The 20,162-nt window shown below is 64.9% G+C and carries 18 protein-coding genes; 6 read left to right on the top strand and 12 right to left on the bottom strand.

Annotated elements, in window-relative coordinates:
• Nucleotides 1-36 precede the first annotated feature (36 nt).
• The 6 genes from rpoD to ybiB form a co-directional block, all read right to left on the bottom strand.
• Nucleotides 37-2,247, bottom strand: a complete 2,211-nt coding sequence (gene rpoD / locus QPK29_RS12515; RefSeq protein ID WP_056130187.1) for an RNA polymerase sigma factor RpoD — start codon at nt 2,245-2,247, stop codon at nt 37-39.
• A gap of 269 nt (nt 2,248-2,516) precedes the next feature.
• Nucleotides 2,517-4,319, bottom strand: coding sequence for a DNA primase (gene dnaG / locus QPK29_RS12510; protein WP_371769000.1), 1,803 nt, complete (start codon nt 4,317-4,319; stop codon nt 2,517-2,519).
• A 150-nt stretch (nt 4,320-4,469) separates the two neighbouring features.
• Entirely contained in the window at nt 4,470-4,919 is a 450-nt protein-coding gene (locus QPK29_RS12505; RefSeq protein WP_056130182.1) for a GatB/YqeY domain-containing protein, read from the bottom strand.
• A gap of 128 nt (nt 4,920-5,047) precedes the next feature.
• Nucleotides 5,048-5,260 carry a 30S ribosomal protein S21 gene (gene rpsU / locus QPK29_RS12500; protein ID WP_005665410.1) on the bottom strand — a complete coding sequence of 71 codons (213 nt, stop codon included), beginning with the start codon at nt 5,258-5,260 and terminating at the stop codon, nt 5,048-5,050.
• A gap of 107 nt (nt 5,261-5,367) precedes the next feature.
• On the bottom strand, nt 5,368-6,579 hold the full coding sequence (locus QPK29_RS12495; protein ID WP_371768999.1) for a BaiN/RdsA family NAD(P)/FAD-dependent oxidoreductase: 1,212 nt from the start codon (nt 6,577-6,579) through the stop codon (nt 5,368-5,370).
• Between the two features lie 45 nt (nt 6,580-6,624).
• A complete protein-coding gene (gene ybiB, locus QPK29_RS12490) occupies nt 6,625-7,599 on the bottom strand; it encodes a DNA-binding protein YbiB (RefSeq protein WP_371768998.1) in 975 nt (324 codons plus the stop codon).
• 101 nt (nt 7,600-7,700) lie between these two features.
• On the opposite strand from ybiB, the gene QPK29_RS12485 reads away from it, so the two are divergent.
• Together QPK29_RS12485 and tsaD are read left to right on the top strand one after the other, a co-directional pair.
• The gene (locus QPK29_RS12485; RefSeq protein WP_202114419.1) at nt 7,701-8,759 is read left to right on the top strand and encodes a 3-deoxy-7-phosphoheptulonate synthase; all 1,059 of its coding nucleotides are present in this window, start codon (nt 7,701-7,703) and stop codon (nt 8,757-8,759) included.
• A 91-nt stretch (nt 8,760-8,850) separates the two neighbouring features.
• The gene (gene tsaD / locus QPK29_RS12480; protein WP_371768997.1) at nt 8,851-9,888 is read left to right on the top strand and encodes a tRNA (adenosine(37)-N6)-threonylcarbamoyltransferase complex transferase subunit TsaD; all 1,038 of its coding nucleotides are present in this window, start codon (nt 8,851-8,853) and stop codon (nt 9,886-9,888) included.
• A 6-nt stretch (nt 9,889-9,894) separates the two neighbouring features.
• Here tsaD and QPK29_RS12475 read toward each other — a convergent pair whose 3' ends face one another.
• The 3 genes from QPK29_RS12475 to QPK29_RS12465 are packed head-to-tail and all read right to left on the bottom strand — an operon-like array spanning nt 9,895 to nt 12,798.
• Nucleotides 9,895-10,701, bottom strand: a complete 807-nt coding sequence (locus tag QPK29_RS12475; RefSeq protein WP_371768996.1) for an ABC transporter ATP-binding protein — start codon at nt 10,699-10,701, stop codon at nt 9,895-9,897.
• Entirely contained in the window at nt 10,698-11,552 is an 855-nt protein-coding gene (gene ntrB, locus QPK29_RS12470; protein WP_371768995.1) for a nitrate ABC transporter permease, read from the bottom strand. The genes QPK29_RS12475 and ntrB overlap by 4 nt, the downstream gene beginning before the upstream one ends.
• Before the next feature lie 13 nt (nt 11,553-11,565).
• Complete coding sequence (locus QPK29_RS12465) at nt 11,566-12,798, bottom strand: CmpA/NrtA family ABC transporter substrate-binding protein (RefSeq protein WP_371768994.1); 1,233 nt, start codon at nt 12,796-12,798, stop codon at nt 11,566-11,568.
• A gap of 321 nt (nt 12,799-13,119) precedes the next feature.
• On the opposite strand from QPK29_RS12465, the gene QPK29_RS12460 reads away from it, so the two are divergent.
• From QPK29_RS12460 to QPK29_RS12450, 3 genes are all read left to right on the top strand, one after another.
• Nucleotides 13,120-15,219: a bifunctional 2',3'-cyclic-nucleotide 2'-phosphodiesterase/3'-nucleotidase gene (locus QPK29_RS12460; RefSeq protein ID WP_371769174.1), complete on the top strand. Its 2,100-nt coding sequence runs from the start codon at nt 13,120-13,122 to the stop codon at nt 15,217-15,219.
• A gap of 6 nt (nt 15,220-15,225) precedes the next feature.
• Nucleotides 15,226-15,927, top strand: a complete 702-nt coding sequence (locus QPK29_RS12455) for a tetratricopeptide repeat protein (RefSeq protein ID WP_371768993.1) — start codon at nt 15,226-15,228, stop codon at nt 15,925-15,927.
• 98 nt (nt 15,928-16,025) lie between these two features.
• Nucleotides 16,026-16,871, top strand: a complete 846-nt coding sequence (locus QPK29_RS12450) for an endonuclease/exonuclease/phosphatase family protein (protein WP_056130156.1) — start codon at nt 16,026-16,028, stop codon at nt 16,869-16,871.
• 7 nt (nt 16,872-16,878) lie between these two features.
• Here QPK29_RS12450 and QPK29_RS12445 read toward each other — a convergent pair whose 3' ends face one another.
• From QPK29_RS12445 to ybaK, 3 genes are all read right to left on the bottom strand, one after another.
• Nucleotides 16,879-17,547: a DsbA family oxidoreductase gene (locus QPK29_RS12445; protein ID WP_202114405.1), complete on the bottom strand. Its 669-nt coding sequence runs from the start codon at nt 17,545-17,547 to the stop codon at nt 16,879-16,881.
• A 155-nt stretch (nt 17,548-17,702) separates the two neighbouring features.
• A complete protein-coding gene (gene plsY, locus QPK29_RS12440) occupies nt 17,703-18,344 on the bottom strand; it encodes a glycerol-3-phosphate 1-O-acyltransferase PlsY (RefSeq protein WP_056130155.1) in 642 nt (213 codons plus the stop codon).
• Between the two features lie 75 nt (nt 18,345-18,419).
• Nucleotides 18,420-18,911, bottom strand: a complete 492-nt coding sequence (gene ybaK, locus QPK29_RS12435; protein WP_371768992.1) for a Cys-tRNA(Pro) deacylase — start codon at nt 18,909-18,911, stop codon at nt 18,420-18,422.
• A 38-nt stretch (nt 18,912-18,949) separates the two neighbouring features.
• Between ybaK and QPK29_RS12430 the strand changes: the two genes are divergently transcribed.
• Nucleotides 18,950-19,921 carry an endonuclease/exonuclease/phosphatase family protein gene (locus QPK29_RS12430; RefSeq protein ID WP_371768991.1) on the top strand — a complete coding sequence of 324 codons (972 nt, stop codon included), beginning with the start codon at nt 18,950-18,952 and terminating at the stop codon, nt 19,919-19,921.
• The last annotated feature ends 241 nt before the right edge of the window (nt 19,922-20,162 follow it).

The following is a 20,162-nucleotide window of genomic DNA, read 5'->3' as shown; positions in this document are numbered from 1 at the left end:
CGAGAGGATATTGTTTTAGCGTAGGTCCGTCAAGCCTCAGCCGCTGTTGTTCTCGAGGAAGCTCTTCAGCTTGTCGGAGCGCGACGGGTGGCGCAGCTTGCGCAGCGCTTTCGCTTCGATCTGGCGGATGCGCTCGCGCGTGACGTCGAATTGCTTGCCGACCTCTTCCAGCGTGTGGTCGGTCGACATTTCGATGCCGAAGCGCATGCGCAGCACCTTCGCTTCGCGCGGCGTCAGCGAGTCGAGCACGTCCTTGACGACACCGCGCATCGAGGCGTGCAGCGCGGCGTCCGAAGGCGCCAGCGTGTTGTTGTCCTCGATAAAGTCGCCCAGATGCGAATCGTCGTCGTCACCGATCGGCGTTTCCATCGAGATCGGCTCTTTCGCGATCTTCATGATCTTCCGGATCTTATCTTCCGGCATTTCCATCTTGATCGCGAGGGTGGCCGGGTCCGGCTCGGCGCCCGTCTCCTGCAGGATCTGGCGCGAGATCCGGTTCATCTTGTTGATCGTTTCGATCATGTGCACCGGAATACGGATCGTGCGCGCCTGGTCCGCGATCGAACGGGTAATGGCCTGGCGGATCCACCACGTCGCATACGTCGAGAATTTATAGCCGCGACGGTATTCGAACTTGTCCACCGCCTTCATCAGGCCGATGTTGCCTTCCTGGATCAGGTCGAGGAATTGCAGGCCGCGGTTCGTGTATTTCTTCGCGATCGAGATGACGAGACGCAGGTTAGCTTCCGTCATTTCGCGCTTGGCCTTGCGCGCCTTCATTTCACCAGCCGCCATCTGGCGGTTGATGTTGCGCAGGTCGGGCAGCGGCAGGACGACGCGGGCTTGCAGGTCGATCAGGCGTTGCTGCAGTTCCTTGATCGTCGGGATATTGCGGCCGAGAATCGCGCTGTACGCGTGGCCGGCGTTCACTTCGCCGTCGACCCAGTCGAGGTTCGTCTCGTTGCCCGGGAAGACCTTGATGAAGTGGGCGCGGGGCATGCCGCAGCGGTTCACGGCCACGTCCAGGATCTGCTTCTCGATGTGGCGCACTTCGTCGACCTGGCCACGCAGGGTGTCGCACAGCTTTTCGACGACCTTGGCCGTGAAGCGGATGCCGAGCAGTTCGTTCGAGATCGCTTCCTGGGCCTTGATGTAGCCGTCGGAGTTATAGCCCTGCTTCTCGTAGGCCTTGCGCATCTTGTCGAACTGCTGTTCGATTTCGCGGAATTTGTCGAGGGCCGAGTTCTTCAGCTGCTCGAGCTGTTCGGCGGAATAGCCGGCCGCGCCGGAACCCGCGTTCGCCTCTTCTTCCTCTTCCTCTTCTTCCTCTTCCTCGTCTTCGTCCTCATCGTCGTCGGATTCGGTCGACGCCGGGGCGACGGCCGCCGGGGACGTCGCTTCGTCCCCTTCCGGATCAACCATGCCGTCGACGATTTCGTCGATCTTGATCTCGTCCTGCTCGATACGGCGGGCGGCGTCGATGATCTCGGCGATCGTCACCGGGCAGGCGGAGATTGCCTGGATCATGTCGCGCAGGCCGTCTTCGATGCGCTTGGCGATCTCGATCTCGCCTTCGCGGGTCAGCAGTTCGACCGAGCCCATCTCGCGCATGTACATGCGCACGGGGTCCGTCGTGCGGCCGAAATCGGAGTCGACGGTCGACAGCGCCGCTTCGGCGGCAGCCTCGGCTTCGTCGTCGCTGGTGACGGTGGCGACGTTATCGGACAGCAGCAGCGTTTCGGCATCGGGCGCGTGCTCGTAGACGGCAATGCCCATGTCGTTGAACGTGCCGATGATGCCTTCGATCGCTTCCGGATCGACGATGTTGTCCGGCAGATGGTCGTTGATCTCGGAATACGTGAGGAAGCCGCGCTCCTTGCCCGACTTGATCAGGGCCTTGAGCTTCTGGCGGCGGATTTCCAGTTCCTCTTCGCTCGCTTCCGTGTCCGACGAGAACGCATCTTTCAGCAGCGCCTTTTCCTTGGCCTTGCGGTCCTTGGCCTTGGCCTTGTCGACCGCTTTCAGCTCGGCGCGCTCGACCGCGTTCAGGGCGGCGACTTCATCGTTTTCGGGCGTGAATTCCTTGGGCTTGCGGCCACGGCGGCCTGGCACCTTGACGGCCGGCAGCACGTAGCCCGACGTATCGATTGCGGCGAGGGCTTCCGCATCGGTCGTCTGGTTGACTGGGGCGACACCCGCAACGCGAGCTTCCGCCTTGTCTTGCGAATTGTCCACTTTAGCGGACATTCTGGTGGATTTGGTAGCCACTTTGGTTTCGGGTTTCTTGGTTGGCACAGGCGCTTTCGAAGTCACAACGACCACTTTACGATGGTTAAAGATAAAGTTTTGTTACCTTACATCACGCTGCAGGCACATACTGTTTGCCCCACTAACTGAAACACCTCGCCCGAATTGTCACGAAAAATCGTTTCAATGCTTGCAATAGTTAGCGTTTTATTATAGCACGCGCCCTTGTTCTTTCCAGTCAAGAACGGCGCCTCGGCAACCCTCTCCAATCAGGCGAATTTCGCAGGGGTGTCGTTCGCTGCCTCCCGGGCCAAGAGGTCCTGCTGAGCTGTGATTTCGCGATAGCGGGCACTCACCTGATCTGGGGTCAATCCGGAAGAAAACAACTGGTTCAACTCCTGTTTCAGCACGTCCATCTTGACTTGCCTCACTGCACTTGTCAGCCACACGCGGTCCCCGTCGATATCCGATTCGGGCTCGACCGCGATCGATGCGATCAGGTTGTCGTACTCCGAACTCGCTTCCTTCAATTGCTCGGACAACGCGGCGAACGTACCGTTCGGTCCCAACGCCTGCGCCATCGCCACGAGCTGGCGCAGGCGTTCGGCCTGCTCGGTGCCGAAGTGGTCGAAGGCGCGCAAGGCCGACTCGTCCAGGCCCAGGGCCAGCGCCGGATGCGAAACCAGGATGCGCGACATCTGCAATTCCAGGCCGACCGGTTCCGGACGCCCCTGGCGCGGCGGCGCTTTCCTGGCCACCGCAACCGGCTTGGACAATTCAAACAACGTTTCGATCTCCGCCGGCGTTGACTCCGTCAGGTTCGCCAGGCCGCGCACGATCTGCAGGCGCAGGGCCGACGGCGTCATCGCCTGCAGCAGCGGTTTCGCATCGAACTGGACACGCGCCCGGCCTTCCGGTGTGTCGAGGTCGTGCTCCGTCGTGACCTCGCGCAACAGGAATTGCGACAACGGCATCGCCTCGTTGATTTCCTGTGCGAAAGCATCCGCGCCGAATTCGCGCACATAGCTGTCCGGATCATGCTCTTGCGGCAAGAACAGGAACCTGATCGTCTTGTTGTCCGTCACTTGCGGCAGGCATGCTTCCAGTGCGCGGCGGGCGGCGCGGCGGCCGGCCTTGTCGCCGTCGAAGCTGAAGATGACGTTGTCCGTCTGGCGCAGCAGCTTTTGCACGTGGGTACTGGTACACGCCGTGCCGAGCGTCGCGACGGCTTGCGGGAAGCCGAGCTGGGCGAGCGCGACGACGTCCATATAACCTTCCGTCACCAGCACGTAGCCGGCGTCGCGGATCGCCTGGCGCGCCTCGAACAGGCCGTACAGTTCGTGCCCCTTCTGGAACAGCGGGGTTTCCGGCGAGTTCAGGTATTTGGGTTCGCCACCGTCCATCACGCGGCCGCCGAAGCCGATCACCTGCCCTTTCGTGTTCCGGATCGGGAACATGATCCGCTCACGAAAACGGTCGTACCGCTTCTTGTTGTTGCCATCTTCGTCCACCTTGTCGATGACGAGGCCGGATTCGACGAGCGCCAGCGCATCGTAGTCGCGGAAGACGGAACGCAGATTGTCCCAGCCGCCCGGTGCATAGCCGAGGCCGAAGCGGGCCGCCACTTCGCCCGTCAGGCCGCGGCCTTTCAGATAGGCGATGGCGTTCGGCGCCGTGCGCAGCTGGGCGCGGTAGAAGTCGCAGGCCTGGTTCAGCGCGTCCGTCAGCGCCAGGGTCTGCGCCTGCTGGGCGGCGCGCTGGGCCGGCGGGATCTTGTCGTCCTCCTGGGGTACGATCATGCCCACACTTTGCGCCAAGTCCTTGACGGCGTCGACGAAACCCATGCCCGAGTATTCGATCATGAAGCCGATGGCGGTGCCATGGGCGCCGCAGCCGAAGCAGTGATAGAACTGCTTGGTCGGGCTGACGGTGAAGCTGGGGGATTTCTCGTTGTGAAACGGACAGAGCCCCATATAATTGGCGCCGCCCTTTTTCAGCTGCACGTAACGCCCCACCACGTCGACGATGTCAACGCGGTTGAGCAGATCGGTAATGAATGATTGCGGAATCACTTGATCTAACTAACAGTATTTGTCTCAGGTCAGACTATACCGCAGGGCTCGTTACAAGTTGATTTGCAACAATGCAACATGGCGTTGCCGCTCCGGTGCATCAAAACAGACACGACCGTGGCGGCGATGCCGCAGCCGTGCCACCAGGCATCAGCCGCCTGCGAGGGCTTTCTTGACCTGTGCCGAGACGGCCGTCATGTCGGCGCGGCCGGCGAGTTTCGGTTTCAGGATGGCCATCACCTTGCCCATGTCCTGCGGACCGGCGGCGCCCGATGCGGCGACGGCGGCGGCCACTTCGGCGGCGACTTCCTCATCCGACAGGCCGGCCGGCATGTACGTCACCAGTACAGCAAGTTCGGCCTTCTCGATGTCGGCCAGATCCTGGCGACCGCCTGCCTCGAACTGGGTGATCGAATCCTTGCGCTGCTTGATCATCTTCTCGACAATGGCCACGACCTGGGCATCGTCCAGCTCAATACGCTCGTCCACTTCCTTGCGCTTGATCTCGGCAATCAAGAGGCGAACCGTGGCGAGGCGCTCGCTGTCCTTGGCGCGCATGGCGGTTTTCATGTCGTCGGTGATTTGGTCTTTCAAGCTCATGGAAACTCCGTTCGATAGGGGCAAAAGGCAAAACCCGCTGCGGCACAACCGGAGCGGGCTTCGTCGAATTCAGGCTTTGCAACGCCGGGACTGGCAGTGGCCGTCACCGGGGAAAGCGTGAATATAAATCAGTACAGCTTCTTCGGCAGTTGCTGGCTGCGGATGCGCTTGTAGTGACGCTTCACGGCAGCGGCCAGCTTGCGCTTGCGCTCTGCAGTCGGCTTCTCGTAGAACTCGCGTGCGCGCAGTTCGGTCAGCAGACCGGTTTTTTCGATAGTGCGCTTGAAGCGACGCATAGCGACTTCGAACGGCTCGTTTTCTTTAAGGCGGATAGTGGTCATGTAAAAATGAAACCGTTGGATTTAGGGAAGAACGAAATTCTAACAGCTTTTCAAGTTCTGTGCGAAGTTTTTCATCAGTGTGCAAAGTTGCTACACGGCTGCATTTTTCACTCGATCGCCCTACCCGCCGCCACGCCGGACGCCCATGCCCACTGGAAGTTGTACCCGCCGAGCCAGCCCGTCACGTCGACCGTCTCGCCGATGAAATACAGGCCCGGGACATGGTTCGCCATCATCGTCTGCTGCGACAGTTCGCGCGTGTCGACGCCACCCAGGGTCACCTCGGCCTTTTTATAGCCTTCCGAGCCGGTCGGGACGATGGCCCAGCGGTTGATCGCATCGCCCAGCTTGCGCAATTTCGCATCGGCCATGTCGGGCAGGCGCGCATCCGGCATCAGGCCATTGCCGGTCAGCAGGCCTTCCGCCAGGCGCGTGGGCAGCCATTGCGACAAGATATTGCCCAGCTGCTTTTTCACCGACATCTTCATGCCGATCAGCTCTTCCGCCACATCCATTTCCGGCAGCAGATCCAGGACGATGGGCGTGCCCGGCTGCCAGTAGCTGGAGATTTGCAGGATGGCCGGGCCGGACAGGCCGCGGTGCGTAAACAATAAGTCTTCGCGGAAGTAGCCGTACTTCGCGTTCTTGCCCTTCTTCGATCCCGTCGTCACGTCCACTTCGAGCGCGATGCCGGCCAGCGGCACGAACGGTTGCCAGCTGGGGCCGTCGAACGTCAGCGGCACGAGGCCGGGGCGCGTCTCGACGATGTTCAAATCGAAGTGCTTCGCGATGCGGTAGCCGAGGTCGGTGGCGCCGATCTTCGGGATCGACAGGCCGCCCGTTGCGACAACGACATTGCTCGCGAGGATGGGCTCGCCATCCGTGTCGATGCGGAACCCTTCCATATTCTTCGTGACGCCGGCCACCTTGCACGGCATGCGCCACTGCACACCGCCCGCGTCGCATTCGGCCTTCAGCATGGCGATGATCTGTTCGGACGAGTCGTCGCAGAACAGTTGGCCGCGGTGTTTTTCGTGGTACGCGATGCGGTGCTTCTTGACGAGCGCGAGGAAATCCTGCGGCGTGTAGCGCGACAGCGCGCTGCGGCAGAAATGCGGATTCTCGGACAGGAAATTCTGCGGGCCGGCGTTGATGTTGGTGAAGTTGCAGCGCCCGCCGCCGGAGATGCGGATTTTTTCCGCCAGCTTGCCGGCGTGGTCGACCAGCAGGACGCGCTTGCCGCGCTGGGCCGCGGTGGCGGCGCACATCATGCCGGCGGCGCCGGCGCCGATGATCGCCACATCGTAGTGTTTTGCCATGCCTCTTCCGTCAATGCTGCGCGCAAAAGGCGTGATTGTACGGGATCAGGCAGCCTGGCGTAACGCCCGCGCCACCTGCACGCACTGCGCCACCTGCGCCGCGATCGGCGGCGGCACGGGCTGTTCACCGCGCAGCGCCCGCGCGATCCAGTCCGCGGTCGCCGCGGCGTCGCGGCCTTCCGGTGCCGGCGCCAGCTCGTCGGTCGGGGCATCGCGCTCGACCAGCAGCGTTTTCTGGCCGGCGTGGAACCAGTTGATTTCCTGGGCGCGGTTGGCGTTCGCCACCGTCTCCCCTTCCGTGCCGCGCATGAGGAAGGCATCGCCGCGCGCGTGCGGGGCGGCCGTTGCGAAATACTCGGTCAGCATCGCCAGGTATTCCGGATGCGTGTACGACACGAGACGCAACGCCGGGCCTTCGAACGGCTGCAGGATCTTGACGATCGTGTGCGTGGAATTGCGCACGCCGAGGATGCGGCGCAGCGCCAACTGGTGCGCCAGTTCCGGCGCCAGCAACTCGATCGGCATGAAGCACGGGCGGCCGGCGGCGAAGGCGTCCAGCATGTCGGCCGTGGAGCCGCTCGGGCCGATGCCCATCTCGGCGAAGATCTCGGCCGTCGTCACGCGGCCCGGATCTTCCTGCACGCCGTGCACGAGCACCGGCACGCCCTCGCGCGCGAGCAGCAGGGCCAGCAGCGGCGTGAGGTTGGCCAGCTTGCGCGCGCCGTTGTAGCTGGGGATCAGCACGGGCGCGAAATCGCCGGGCGGCGCGGGCAGCGGCGCGAACGAGCTTTCCGCCGCGTCCATGAAGCCGGCGATTTCTTCGACGGATTCGCCCTTGATGCGCATCGCGAGCAGGATGCCGCCCAGTTCCAGGTCGGACACCCGCCCGTCGAGCATGGCGGCGTAGAGCAGTTTCGCATCCTCGCGCGACATGCTGCGCGCGCCTTTTACGCCGCGGCCGATCTCCTTGATGAAGCGGGCGGCCGGGAAGGGATTTGGGGAGGTGTTGGTCGTGTCCATAATGACAGGATACCATGCAACATTTTTGGGCAGGAGGATGCACGGTGTAAGATTTCAGGCTAGACTCAACGATCCCCTCTGGAATAAATACGATTGCCATGCTGATCACGCCCGATATCGAAAACACCAACGTCACCTCGTTCGCGACCATGCCGACGCCCAGCGAGCTGCATAAAAAGCTGCCGCTGACGGACAAGGCCTTCACCACCGTGATGAAGGGCCGCGAGACCCTGCGCAACATCCTCGACCGCAAGGACAAGCGCCTGTTCGTCGTCGTCGGCCCCTGCTCGATCCACGACCCGGTCGCGGGTCTCGACTATGCGCGCCGCCTGAAGGCGCTGCAGGCCGAGGTGGAAGACACGATGGTGCTCGTGATGCGCGTGTATTTCGAAAAGCCGCGCACCACGACCGGCTGGAAGGGCTATATCAACGATCCCTTCATGGACGACTCGTTCCGCGTGGACGTCGGCATGGAGCGCGCGCGCCAGTTCCTGCTCGACGTGTGCGAACTGGGCCTGCCGACGGCCACCGAGGCGCTCGACCCGATCTCGCCGCAATACCTGGGCGACCTGATCGCCTGGACCGCGATCGGCGCGCGCACCACCGAATCGCAGACGCACCGCGAGATGTCGTCCGGCCTCTCCACGCCGGTCGGCTTCAAGAACGGCACCGACGGCGACGTCAGCATCGCCATCAACGCCGTGCTGTCCTCGTCCAGCCCGCACTCCTTCCTGGGCATCAACGGCCAGGGCGGCGTGTCGATCGTGCGCACGCGCGGCAACGCCTACGGCCACGTCGTGCTGCGCGGCGGCGGCGGCCGTCCGAACTACGACTCGGTCTCCGTCGCGATCGCCGCACAGGCCCTGACGAAAGCCGGCCTGCCGGCGAACCTCGTCGTCGACTGCTCGCACGCCAACAGCTACAAGAAGCCGGAGCTGCAGCCGCTCGTCATGTCGGACGTGATCCAGCAGATCAGGCACGGCAACCAGTCCCTCGTCGGCGTGATGATCGAATCGAACATCGTCGGCGGCAGCCAGCCGATTCCGAGCGATCTGTCGCAGCTGAAGTACGGCTGCTCCGTCACCGACGGCTGCATCGCCTGGGACGACACCGAGGCCATGCTGCGCAACGCGCACCAGGAATTGCTGCAGCGGCCGTGATGCCCTGGCGGGCCAATGCAGGTACAATGGCAGATTGCGCGCCGCCCCGGCGCGCCGATCTTGTCTACCTCACACTGTTCCCTGCTTGCCCATGATTGTCCTCGGCGTCGAATCCTCCTGCGATGAAACCGGCCTGGCTCTGTACGACACGGAGCGCGGCCTGCTGGCCCACGCACTGCACTCGCAGGTCGCGATGCACGAGGAGTACGGCGGCGTGGTGCCGGAACTGGCGTCGCGCGACCACATCCGGCGCGCGCTGCCGCTGCTGGAACAAGTGCTCGCGCAGGCCGACCTGCCGATGGAGCGCATCGACGCCATCGCCTACACGCAGGGCCCCGGCCTCGCCGGTGCGCTGCTGGTCGGATCGTCCGTCGCCTGCAGCCTGGCGCTGGCGCTGGATAAACCCGTGCTGGGCGTGCACCACCTGGAGGGTCACCTGCTGTCGCCGCTGCTCGCGACCGAGCGGCCGGAATTCCCGTTCGTCGCCCTCCTCGTCTCCGGCGGCCACACGCAGCTGATGCGCGTGGATGGCGTCGGCCGCTACACCCTGCTGGGCGAGACGCTGGACGACGCGGCCGGCGAAGCCTTCGACAAATCGGCCAAGCTGCTGGGCCTCGGCTATCCGGGTGGCCCGGCCATTTCGCGCCTGGCAGAATTCGGCGATCCGGAAGCGTATAAACTGCCGCGCCCGATGCTGCACTCGAAAGACTTCAACTTCAGCTTCTCGGGCCTGAAAACGGCCGTGCTGACCGTCGTGAAGAACAATGCAGCGGACATCGCCAACGTCTGCGAGCAGGACAAGGCCAACATCGCACGCGGCTTCGTCGATGCCATCGTCGACGTGCTGACGGCGAAATGCGTGCTGGCGCTGAAGCACACGGGATTGAAACGCCTCGTGATCGCGGGCGGCGTCGGCGCGAACCGCCAGCTGCGCGCGTCGCTCAACGAGGCCGCCGCGAAGAAGCGCTTCAAGGTCTACTACCCCGAACTCGAATTCTGCACGGACAACGGCGCGATGATCGCGTTCGCGGGCGCGCTGCGCCTGGAACGCAATCCGGACGCGGCGCAGCGCGACTACGCATTCAACGTGCGCCCGCGCTGGCCGCTGGACGAGATCGAGCCGGCGTAACGCCTCTCAGGCGGCTTCCTTCGCCGGCCTCGCCTGCCGGTGATACAGGAACTCCAGCACCCGGGTCCGATACTCGTTGTACAGCGCATCGTGCGCCAGCGCGACGCGCTCGCGCGGCCGCGGCAGGCGCACATCCACGATCTCGCCGATGGTCGCGGCCGGGCCGTTCGTCATCATCACGATGCGGTCGGACAGCAGCACCGCCTCGTCCACGTCGTGCGTGACCATCACGACCGTGGACTCCGTCTGGGCGACGATGCGCAGCAACTCGTCCTGCAAGTGAGCGCGGGTCAGCGCGTCGAGGGCGCCGAACGGCTCGTCCATCAGCAGCACCTTGGGTTCCATCGACAGCGCGCGGGCGATGCCGACGCGCTGCTTCATGCCGCCCGAGATTTCGCTGGGCCGCTTCTGCGCCGCGTGCGTCAGGCCCACCAGCGCCAGCGCATCGGCCGTGCGGGTACGCAGTTGCTCCTTCCCTTCGCGGGCGCCGAACACGCGCTCGACGGCCAGGTAGACGTTCTCGAAACAGGTCAGCCACGGCAGCAGCGAATGGTTCTGGAACACGACCGCGCGCTCCGGCGCCGGTCCGGCGATCTCGCGGCCGGCGCAGATCAGCACGCCCTCGGTGGCGCGGGTCAGGCCCGCCAGCAGGTTCAGCAACGTGGACTTGCCGCAGCCGGAGTGGCCGATCAGCGTGATGAACTCGCCCCGCGCCACCTTCAGGTTGACGTCGGTGAGCGCGTGGAAGCGGCCCTTGCGGGTGTCGAACAGCATCTCGACCTGTTGGACTTCGATGAATTTCGGTTCGCTCATGATCCACTCTCTTCGTAGGTGACGGCGCGGGCCAGTGCGACCAGCGCCTGCTCCAGCACCAACCCGACCACACCGATGACGACGATGGCGATGAGGATGTGCGGCACGTTCAGGTTGTTCCACTCGTCCCACACCCAGAAGCCGATGCCCACGCCGCCGGTCAGCATCTCGGCCGCGACGATGACGAGCCACGCCGTGCCGATCGCGAGGCGCACGCCGGTCAGCATGTACGGCAGCACCGCGGGCAGCAGGATCTTCGTGAAGACCTTCCACTCCGACAGGTTCAGCACCCTCGCCACGTTCAGGTAGTCCTGCGGCACGCGCTGCACGCCGACGGCCGTGTTGATGATCATCGGCCAGATCGAGCAGATGAAGATGGCCCAGATGGCGGCGGGATTCGCGGCCTTGAACACGAGCAGGCCGATGGGCAGCCAGGCCAGCGGCGACACGGGGCGCAGCAGGCTGACGATGGGATTGCACATCCCGGCCAGGAAGCGCGAGCGGCCGATCAGGAAGCCGAGCGGGATGCCCGCCGCCGCCGCGAGGCCGAAGCCCAGCGCCACCCGCTCGAGCGACGCGAGGATGTTCCAGCCGATGCCCTGGTCGTTCGGCCCGTTGCTGTAGAACGGGTCGGCGAACAGCTGGACGGCCGCCTCCCACGTGACGAGGGGCGACGGGAAGTTGCTGTTGTTCGCGGAGACGAGCTGCCACACCAGCACCAGCATGGCGAGACCCAGCACGGGCGGCAGCACCGCCAGCAACAGCGCGCGGCCGTTCGGCACGCGCAGCGCCAGGGCGCGCCGGGCTGGCACGGCGTGTGCGCCCGCTGTCGAATTCACGACGGTATTCATGATGTCCTCCGGTTCAGGTCTTGATCTTGAAAGCGGCGGCATACGCGGCCGGGTTCTTCCCGTCCCACACGACGCCGTCGATGAGCTTCGCGGACCGCATCGGCGACTTCGGCACGTCGGCCTTCGCCATGGCGGCCGCCTCGCGGTACAGCGCGACTTGGTTGACGCTCGAGGCCACGGCCAGATAATCCGGATCGGACTTGAGCAGGCCCCAGCGGCGGTGCTGGGTCATGAACCACATGCCGTCCGACAGGTACGGGAAGTTGACCGAGCCGTCGTTGTAGAACTTCATGGTGTTCGGGTCGTCCCACGTCTTGCCCAGGCCGTTCTGGTAGCGGCCCAGGATGCGCTGGTTGATCACGTCCACCGAGGTGTTGACGTACGATTTGTCGGCGATCGTCTCGGCCATCTTGACCTTGTTGGACATGCTCGCATCGATCCAGCGGCTGGCTTCCAGCACGGCGGCCACCAGGGCGCGCGCCGTGTTCGGGTATTTCTTGACCCATTCGAGCGACGTACCAAGGGTCTTTTCCGGGTGGTCTTTCCAGATGTCCTGGGTGGTTGCGGCCGTGATGCCGACGCCGTCGACGATGGCGCGATGATTCCACGGTTCGCCCACGCAGAAGCCGTCCATGTTCCCGACGCGCATGTTCGCCACCATCTGCGGCGGCGGCACCGTGATCACCTTCGCGTCCTTCATCGGGTTGATGCCGTAGCTGGCCAGCCAGTAGTACAGCCACATCGCGTGGGTGCCGGTCGGGAAGGTCTGGGCGAAGCTGTACTCGCGCTTGTCCTTGCTCATCACCTTCGCCAGCGACGGGCCGTCGACCGCACGGGCGTCGGCCAGCTTCTTCGACAGGCTGATGGCCTGGCCATTCTGGTTCAGGCTCATCAGCACCGCCATGTCCTTCTTCGGACCGCCGATCCCCATCTGCACGCCGTAGATCAGGCCGTACAGCACGTGGGCGGCGTCCAGTTCGCCGTTGACCAGCTTGTCGCGCACGCTGGCCCACGACGATTCCTTGCTGGGGACAATCCTGATGCCGTACTTCTTGTCGAAGCCCAGCACCGACGCCATTACCACGGAGGCGCAATCGGTCAGGGGAATGAAGCCGACCTTCACTTCGGTCTTCTCGGGCTTGTCGGAGCCGGCGGCGAAGACCCCGCCGGAAACGAGTCCGGTGAGCGAGGCCGTGGCACCGGCGGCCAGCAGGCGGCGGCGGGTCAGATTGGTTGTATCGGTCATGTTGGTCCTTGTAGAAGGCAATCGAAAGAAGAGACAACGCTGCGGCGGCGGAGTGGCCAGCTCCGGCGCCCTCATAGTCAATACAGCAATTGCCATGCCAACAGTCGAAACGGTGCGTCGGCACCGCGGTTGTGCCGACGCACCACGAAAAACGGGCGCACACACCGATTGCGTGCAGAGCCACGCGCGGGTATGCCAGCCTGCGGCGCATGCGCGTCCGGAACCGTGCGGCGTGCGCCGGCGTGGCGCATGGGCGCCTGTCACATCGTTGTCATCCCATCAAGATAGAGTTGCGCCCCGTTCCCACTACCACGGACCACGATCTTGAAACGCAACCACGCATTGCTCGCGGCCCTTGCTGCCGCCGGCCTCACAGGCTGCGGCGAGCCATCGACGCCCGCCAACGTCATCCCCGAAGGCACGACCGTCACCCTCGCCCTGCTCGAGACCACCGACATCCACTCGAACGTCCTGGGCTACAACTATTACTCGCTCGCCGACGACGCGACCCTTGGCCTCGACCGCACGTCCACGCTGATCCGGCAGGCGCGCGCGGAAAGCCCGAACAACCTGCTGTTCGACGACGGCGACGTCATCCAGGGCACCCTGCTGGCCGACCTGCAGGCCGTCACCGCGCCCGTGAAGTGCGGGGAGACGCTGGCCGTGCACAAGGCGATGAACGCGCTGAAGTACGACGCGGGCGGCCTGGGCAACCACGAATTCAACTACGGCCTGCCGTTCCTCAGCCAGGTCACGAACACCGACTTCGGCATCCCGGGCGTGAGCAAGCCAGCCGGCACCTGCGGCGGTCCGAACTTCCCGCTCGTGCTGTCGAACGTGACCGCGGTCGCCACGAACAAGACGATCTACGAGCCGTACCGCATCCTCGCGCGCAACTTCACGGCGACGAAGCCGAACGGCGAGACGATGCCGGTCACCGTCAACGTGGGCGTGATGAGCTTCGTGCCGCCGCAAATCCTCGACTGGGACCAGAAGAACCTGGCCGGCAAGGTGGCCGTCGGCGGGTCCGTGGAAGCGGCGAAGCAGTACGTGCCGGAGATGCGCGGCAAGGGCGCGGACCTCGTCGTCGCGCTGTCGCACGGCGGCCTCGATACGAGCGCGTACAGCCCGAAGATGGAAAACCAGAGCTATCACCTGAGCACGACCGGCATCGACGCCCTGCTGATCGGCCACTCGCACCTCATCTTCCCGAAGGGGAAAGAGACAGGCGCCGCGGCGCTGGATCCGTCGTTCGCGGCGATCCCCGCATCGGCCAAGGTCGATGCGGTGAACGGCTTCGTCAACGGCGTGCCGACCGTGATGGCGCAGAGCTGGGGGCGGCGCCTCGGCATCGTCAAGCTGACGCTCGCGTACCAGGGCGGCAAGTGGGTGGTGCAGCCGGCGCGGACGACGGTCGAATCGCGCGGCTACAAGTACAAGGACGGCACGACCAGCGTCGCGGCCGACCCGGCCATCGCCGCCGCCGTGCAGACCGAGCACCAGGCGACGATCGCGTATGCCAAGCAGCCGCTGGGCGTGTCGACGGACTTCGAGATGTCCTCGTACTTCGCGCTCGTCGGCGACGTGTCGGCCATCCAGCTCGTGAACCAGGCGCAGATCGACTATGTGAAGAACGCCATCGCGGCCAGCACCGACGCGACGCTGTCGAGCTATAAAAACATCCCCGTGATCTCGTGCAGCGCGCCGTTCAAGGCGGGCCGCAACGGGCCGTCGGACTTCACGGACGTGGCGCCGGGCGCGACGCCGGCGGCGCCGGTCGGCCTGCAAGTGCGCAACCCGGGCGACCTTTACCTGTACAGCAACAACAACCTGCAGGCCGTGAAGATCAAGGGCGCGGACCTGAAGAACTGGCTGGAGACGGCCGCGAAGCAGTTCGCGCGCATCGATCCGGCAGCGACCGCCGAGCAGGACCTCGTCCCGTCGTACGGCACGATCTACAACTACGATGTGTTCTATGCCGAGAACAACGCGCTGCAGTACCAGATCGACGTGACGAAGCCGGCGGGCAGCCGCATCGTCGACCTGACGTACCAGGGCAAGCCGGTGGCGGACACGGACGACTTCATCGTCGCCACCAACGACTACCGCGCGGGCGGCGGCGGCAACTTCCCCGGCATCGACGGCAGCAAGACGATCATCAAGTCGCCGGACGCGAACCAGTCCGTCGTCAGCAACTACCTGCAGAAGATCGGCGCGGCCACCGGCAAGGTCACCCTGGCCGCGAACGGCGGTGCGCGCAGCTGGCGCTTCGTCCAGACGGCGACCGCCGGCCCCGTGATCCTGCGCTCGGCGCCGGGCCACCTGGCGCTGGCGCAGGCCGCGGGTCTCGCCAGCGTCACGGCCGAGGGCGGGCTGGACGCGAGCGGCTTCGCGAAGTATGCGATCGACCTGTCGAAGTAAGCCGGCATGAACCTGCGACTCGCGTGCGCGCTGCTGTTCGTTTTGCTCGCCGGCTGTGGGCGCGCCCCGCTGCCGGCCGAGATCGAGGCCGTGTCGATGGCCGCGTCCCAGCGCGGCGATGACGCCGCCGAGCAGCGCCTGCAGGAATGGGCCGCCGACGGCATGCCGGTGGCCGAGCGCGAGCTCGCGCTGCTGTACCGGAAGCGCCATCGCGACGACCAGGCGCGCGCCCTGTTCCTGCGCGCGGCGCGCCAGGGCGATGCCGAAGCCGCCCATCAACTCGGGGAACTGGAACGCGACCGCCCAGGTACGAACGCCCAGGCTGCGCAGTGGTACCGCCAGGCCGCGCAGCAAGGGCACCCGAAAGCCGCGCTGAGGCTCGCGCTGCTGTTGAAGAACGGCGACGGCATCCCGGCGGACAAAGCGGCCGCCGCGCACTGGCTCGGCGTGGCCGCGCAGGCGGGCGATGCGCATGCGATGTTCCTGTTGTCGAACGCGTACGCGGACGGCGACGGCGTGCCGGCCGATCCACGCCGCGCGCGCGAGCTGCTGGAACGCGCGGCCGACCGCGAGTACCCGGCCGCGATCCAGGAACTGGCGCTCGTCAAGCAGACGGGCGACGACCTCACGCCGAAGGATGCCGCGGAGGCGGACCAGCTGCTGAAAGAAGGCGCGGAACACCGGCGCAGCAACGCGCACCGTTTCTGATTCGGGTGAACTTGTAACCTTGACATCGATCCTACCGTGTGACCGTCATTCTCCAAAGAATGGCAAACTCTGGCAGTTGAGTTTTACGGAGGTATCGAATGCGCGTGGTTAGCTGGAATATTCACTGGGGCTGTGGGAGGGACGGGCGCATCCGGATCCACGCAATCATCGATGTGCTGCGCAAGCTGAATCCCGACGTGATCTGCCTGCAGGAAGTGGCCGCCAACCATCCCGAACTGGAGGGCAGCGCCAGCGCGAGCCAGTTCAAGCAACTGGCCGGCGCGTTCGGCGGGTACCACATGATCGAGCAGGCGCCGAGCGAAATCTACCGGAACAACCTGCCCCGCCAGTTCGGCAATCTCCTGCTGTCCAAATACCGCATCACCCAGGCGCAGCGCCACATGCTGCCCTGGCCCGTCGATCCGGAACACCCGGCCGGCATGCCGCGCGGGATGATCGAAACCGTGCTGGAAGCGCCCGGCGGCAAGCTGCGCGTGCTGACGACCCACCTCGAATACTATTCGCCCATGCAGCGCCGCGCGCAGATCGCCCGCATCCGCGAACTGCACGAGGAAGCGTGCGCCCGCGCCGCCGTCTACCAGCCGGACCCCGCGCTCGAGCCGCCGTTCCAGCTCGGCTTCCGGCCCGGCACGGCGATCTACTGCGGCGATTTCAATTTTGGTCCGGATTCGGAAGACTATCGCGCCCTGCTGGCGCCCGCGTCGAGCGGTGCGCTGGGCCTCGTCGACGCATGGCGCGTGCACCACGGCGACATCCCGCGCGCCCCGACGGCGGGCTTGCACGGATTCAAATGGCCGGAAAAGCCCGGCTGCTACGATTATTTCTTCGTCACGGAAGACCTGGCGGGGCGCGTGTCCGACATGAGCGTACAGTCCGAGACGTCGGCCTCGGACCACCAGCCCATCGTACTTGATCTGAACTGAGAACCGCTCAGGCGGCCGGTTCCTCGTCCTGCTCGAGCTCCTCGTCCTGCTGCGCGATCTGGCGCAGCGCCTGCTCGAACACCTCGGGCGGCTGGCCGCCGGAGATCAGGTGGCGCTGGTTGATCACGATCGCCGGCACCGAGCGGATCCCGGCGCGCTGCCAGTAGTACTCGAGCTGGCGTACCTCGTCCGCATACGCGTTCGATGCCAGCACCTGGCGCGCGGCCTCCACGTCGAGGCCGACCTCGCCCGCCGCGCGCAGCAGCACGTCGTGCGCGCCCGGGTTCTCGCCCAGCGTGAAATACGCCTCGAACAGCTTTTCCTTCAGCGCCTGCTGGCGGCCCTGGCCTTCCGCCCAGTGCAGCAGGCGGTGCGCGTCGAAGGTGTTGTAGATGCGGCCGCGTTTGCTCATGTCGAACGTGAAGCCGACGGCCTCGCCGCGCTGGCGGATCATCTCGCGCGACTGTTCCTGCTGGGCGGGGGTGGAGCCGTATTTCTCGGTGATGTGTTCGAAGATGTCCTGGCCTTCCGGACCCATCCCCGGGTTCAGCTCGAACGGCTGGAAATGCATGTCGACCGTAATGTCGCCGCCCACCCGCTCCAGTGCCTGTTCGAGCGATTTCAGCCCGATCGCGCACCACGGGCACGACACATCCGACACGAAATCGATTCTCATTTGCTTGCTCACTTTTTCACCGCCTTCCAATTGGTTTCATTAACGCTGATGGCATATGGTGACACATCGAACGAAAGGCAGCAGCGCGCCAAACAAATTCGGCAAATAGTGTTCGGAGCAATTTCCAAAAGCCGGGCTCTGACCCCGGTTTTGGTTTATTTCTTTTTGACGGCCGGTTTGGCGGTCGCGGCACCCTTCGATTTGCTGCCGATCTTCGATTCCTTGCCGGCCATGAGATTGCCGATGTTGCTGCTGTGGCGGTAGAGGAGCAGCAGGCTCATCGCGATGACGGCGAACAGTTTTTCGTCCGCGCCGAACAGCAGGCCGTAGTAGAACGGCGCGAAGATCGCGGCCACCAGCGCGGCCAGCGACGAGTAGCGGAACGCGTACGCGACGACGAGCCACGTGACCAGCGTCGCCAGGCCGAGCCAGACGTTCAGGCCCAGCAGCACGCCCAGCGCGGTCGCCACGCCCTTGCCGCCGACGAAGCGGAAGAACACGGGCCACAGATGGCCCAGGAAGACCGCGATGGCGACCAGCGCCACGCCGCCGTCCTCGACGCCGAAGCGCTCGCCGAACTGGACCGCGAGCCACACGGCCAGCCAGCCCTTGGCGCAGTCGCCGACGAGCGTCGCGATGGCCGCCTTCTTGCTGCCCGAACGCAGGACGTTGGTGGCGCCCGGGTTCTTCGAGCCATAGGTGCGCGGGTCGGCCAGGCCGAACAGGCGGCTCGCGACGACGGCGAAGGAAATCGAGCCGATCAAATAGGCTGCGATGGTGAACAGAATTGTGTACATGAGTCTCTTTTCATAATCCCCGGCCAGGAATCTGGCGCGCGTGAAATATACACCATCGGCCGAGCCCGGCGATAGTCAGTCGGCCAGCGCGCAGTTGACCGGCCGGGCTTTCAGCACGTCCACCAGCGCGGCCGGCGCGATCCCGACCAGGAAACCGCGCCGTCCGCCATTGATATAGATCTTGTCCAGCTGCAGGATGCTTTCCTCGACATAGACCGGCATCGCCTTGCGCACGCCGAACGGCGACGTGCCGCCGACCAGGTAGCCGGAATGGCGCTGGGCGACGTCCGGCTTGCACGGCTCGACGGATTTGCAGGGGATGGCGCGGGCCAGGTTCTTCGTCGAGACCTTGCAGTCGCCATGCATCAGCACGATCAGCGGCTTGGCCGCCTCGTCCTGCATCACGAGGGTTTTCACGACGGCGTGCTCTTCCACGCCCAGCTCGCGCGACGACACGGCCGTACCGCCGTGTTCCTCGTATTCATAGGGGTGCTCCGTGAAGGCGACCCCATGCTTGCGCAGGAACTGTGTCGCCGGGGTTTCGGAGATATGCTCTTTCTTGGCCATGCGTGTTACGCTAAATGCAAACGGAGGAGTTGCTTATTATGCAGCAAGAGATTCGCTTTGCCACCTTCAACGTGTGTAACCTCGCCACGCCGGGCGCCAGGCTGTACGACAACCTGGAGCCGAGCACCCCCGAGGAATACGAAGCGAAGATCGCCTGGACCGCGCACCAGATCGACATGCTCGGCGCCGACGTGATCGGCTTCCAGGAAGTGTTCTCCCAGGCCGCGCTGGCCGAGGCGCTGTCGCGCACGCGGCGCTTCCGCGACGCCGTCCACGTCGGCTTCGATCCCGATCCGGACGCCGAGAAGCTCACACCCAGCGTCGCCCTCGCCTCCCGCCTGCCCCTCGCGGACGCCCCGCGCCAGCTCCCCTATTTCCCGCCCGGGATCGCGATGCCGCCCGGCAACCGAGATCCCGAACGTTTTACCCGCGCCCCGCTGCACGCGGCGATCCAGCTGACGCCGGATCTCGTCGCCGACGTGGTGGTGGTGCATTTGAAATCGCGCCGTCCCGACTACCGCGCGGGCGACACGGGCGACGACCCGCAGCTGTACGCGCTGGCGTCGCTGCGCTCGCTGATCCGGCGCGGCACGGAAGCGGCCGCGCTGCGCGTGCTGCTGACCGACATCGGCCGCACGCACCACCGTCCGCGCGTCGTGCTGGGCGACTTCAACGACGTGGCCGACGCGGTCACGACCGGCATCGTGCTGGGCCTCGGCGCGCCCAGCGGCGACCGTTTATATGATGCCTGCCAGCTGCAGGGCCGCCGGGACCATCTGCGGCACGTCGGTTTTTCCAACGTCCATGATGGGTACCATTCCACGATCGACCACATCCTCGTGTCGGCGGAATTCAATGCAGGGCTGCCGGGAGCGGTGGGCGAGGTCATCGACGTCGTGTACCTGAACGACCACCTCGATCTGGGGTTGCCGGAGGCGTCGGATCATGGGCAGGTGCTGGCGCGGCTGCGCTTGTTCGAACGGCCCGGGACGCCGGACGGGGACGGTTGACGCCCACCCGTCATTCCCGCGCACGCGGGAATCCATACTGAGCCGCAGAATTCGGTACGTCGAAAGCACCGGCGCGCTCTTTAATACCTGACTCCGGAAGCTCAGCATGGGTCCCCGCGTTCGCGGGGACGACGCAGTCGGGGATCCACATCCGCCCCGGATTTTTCGCAGTTCAGCGTCCCTTTTGCACCGCTCGTCGCATTCCGATAGCGGTTCGTCATCGACAAACCTACCATGCCGT

Origin of the sequence: Massilia orientalis, assembly GCF_030411975.2 — a bacterium.
Lineage (GTDB): Bacteria > Pseudomonadota > Gammaproteobacteria > Burkholderiales > Burkholderiaceae_D > Telluria > Telluria orientalis.
Note: the sequence above shows the minus strand (reverse complement) of the source record. Positions and strands in the feature narration are given on the sequence as shown.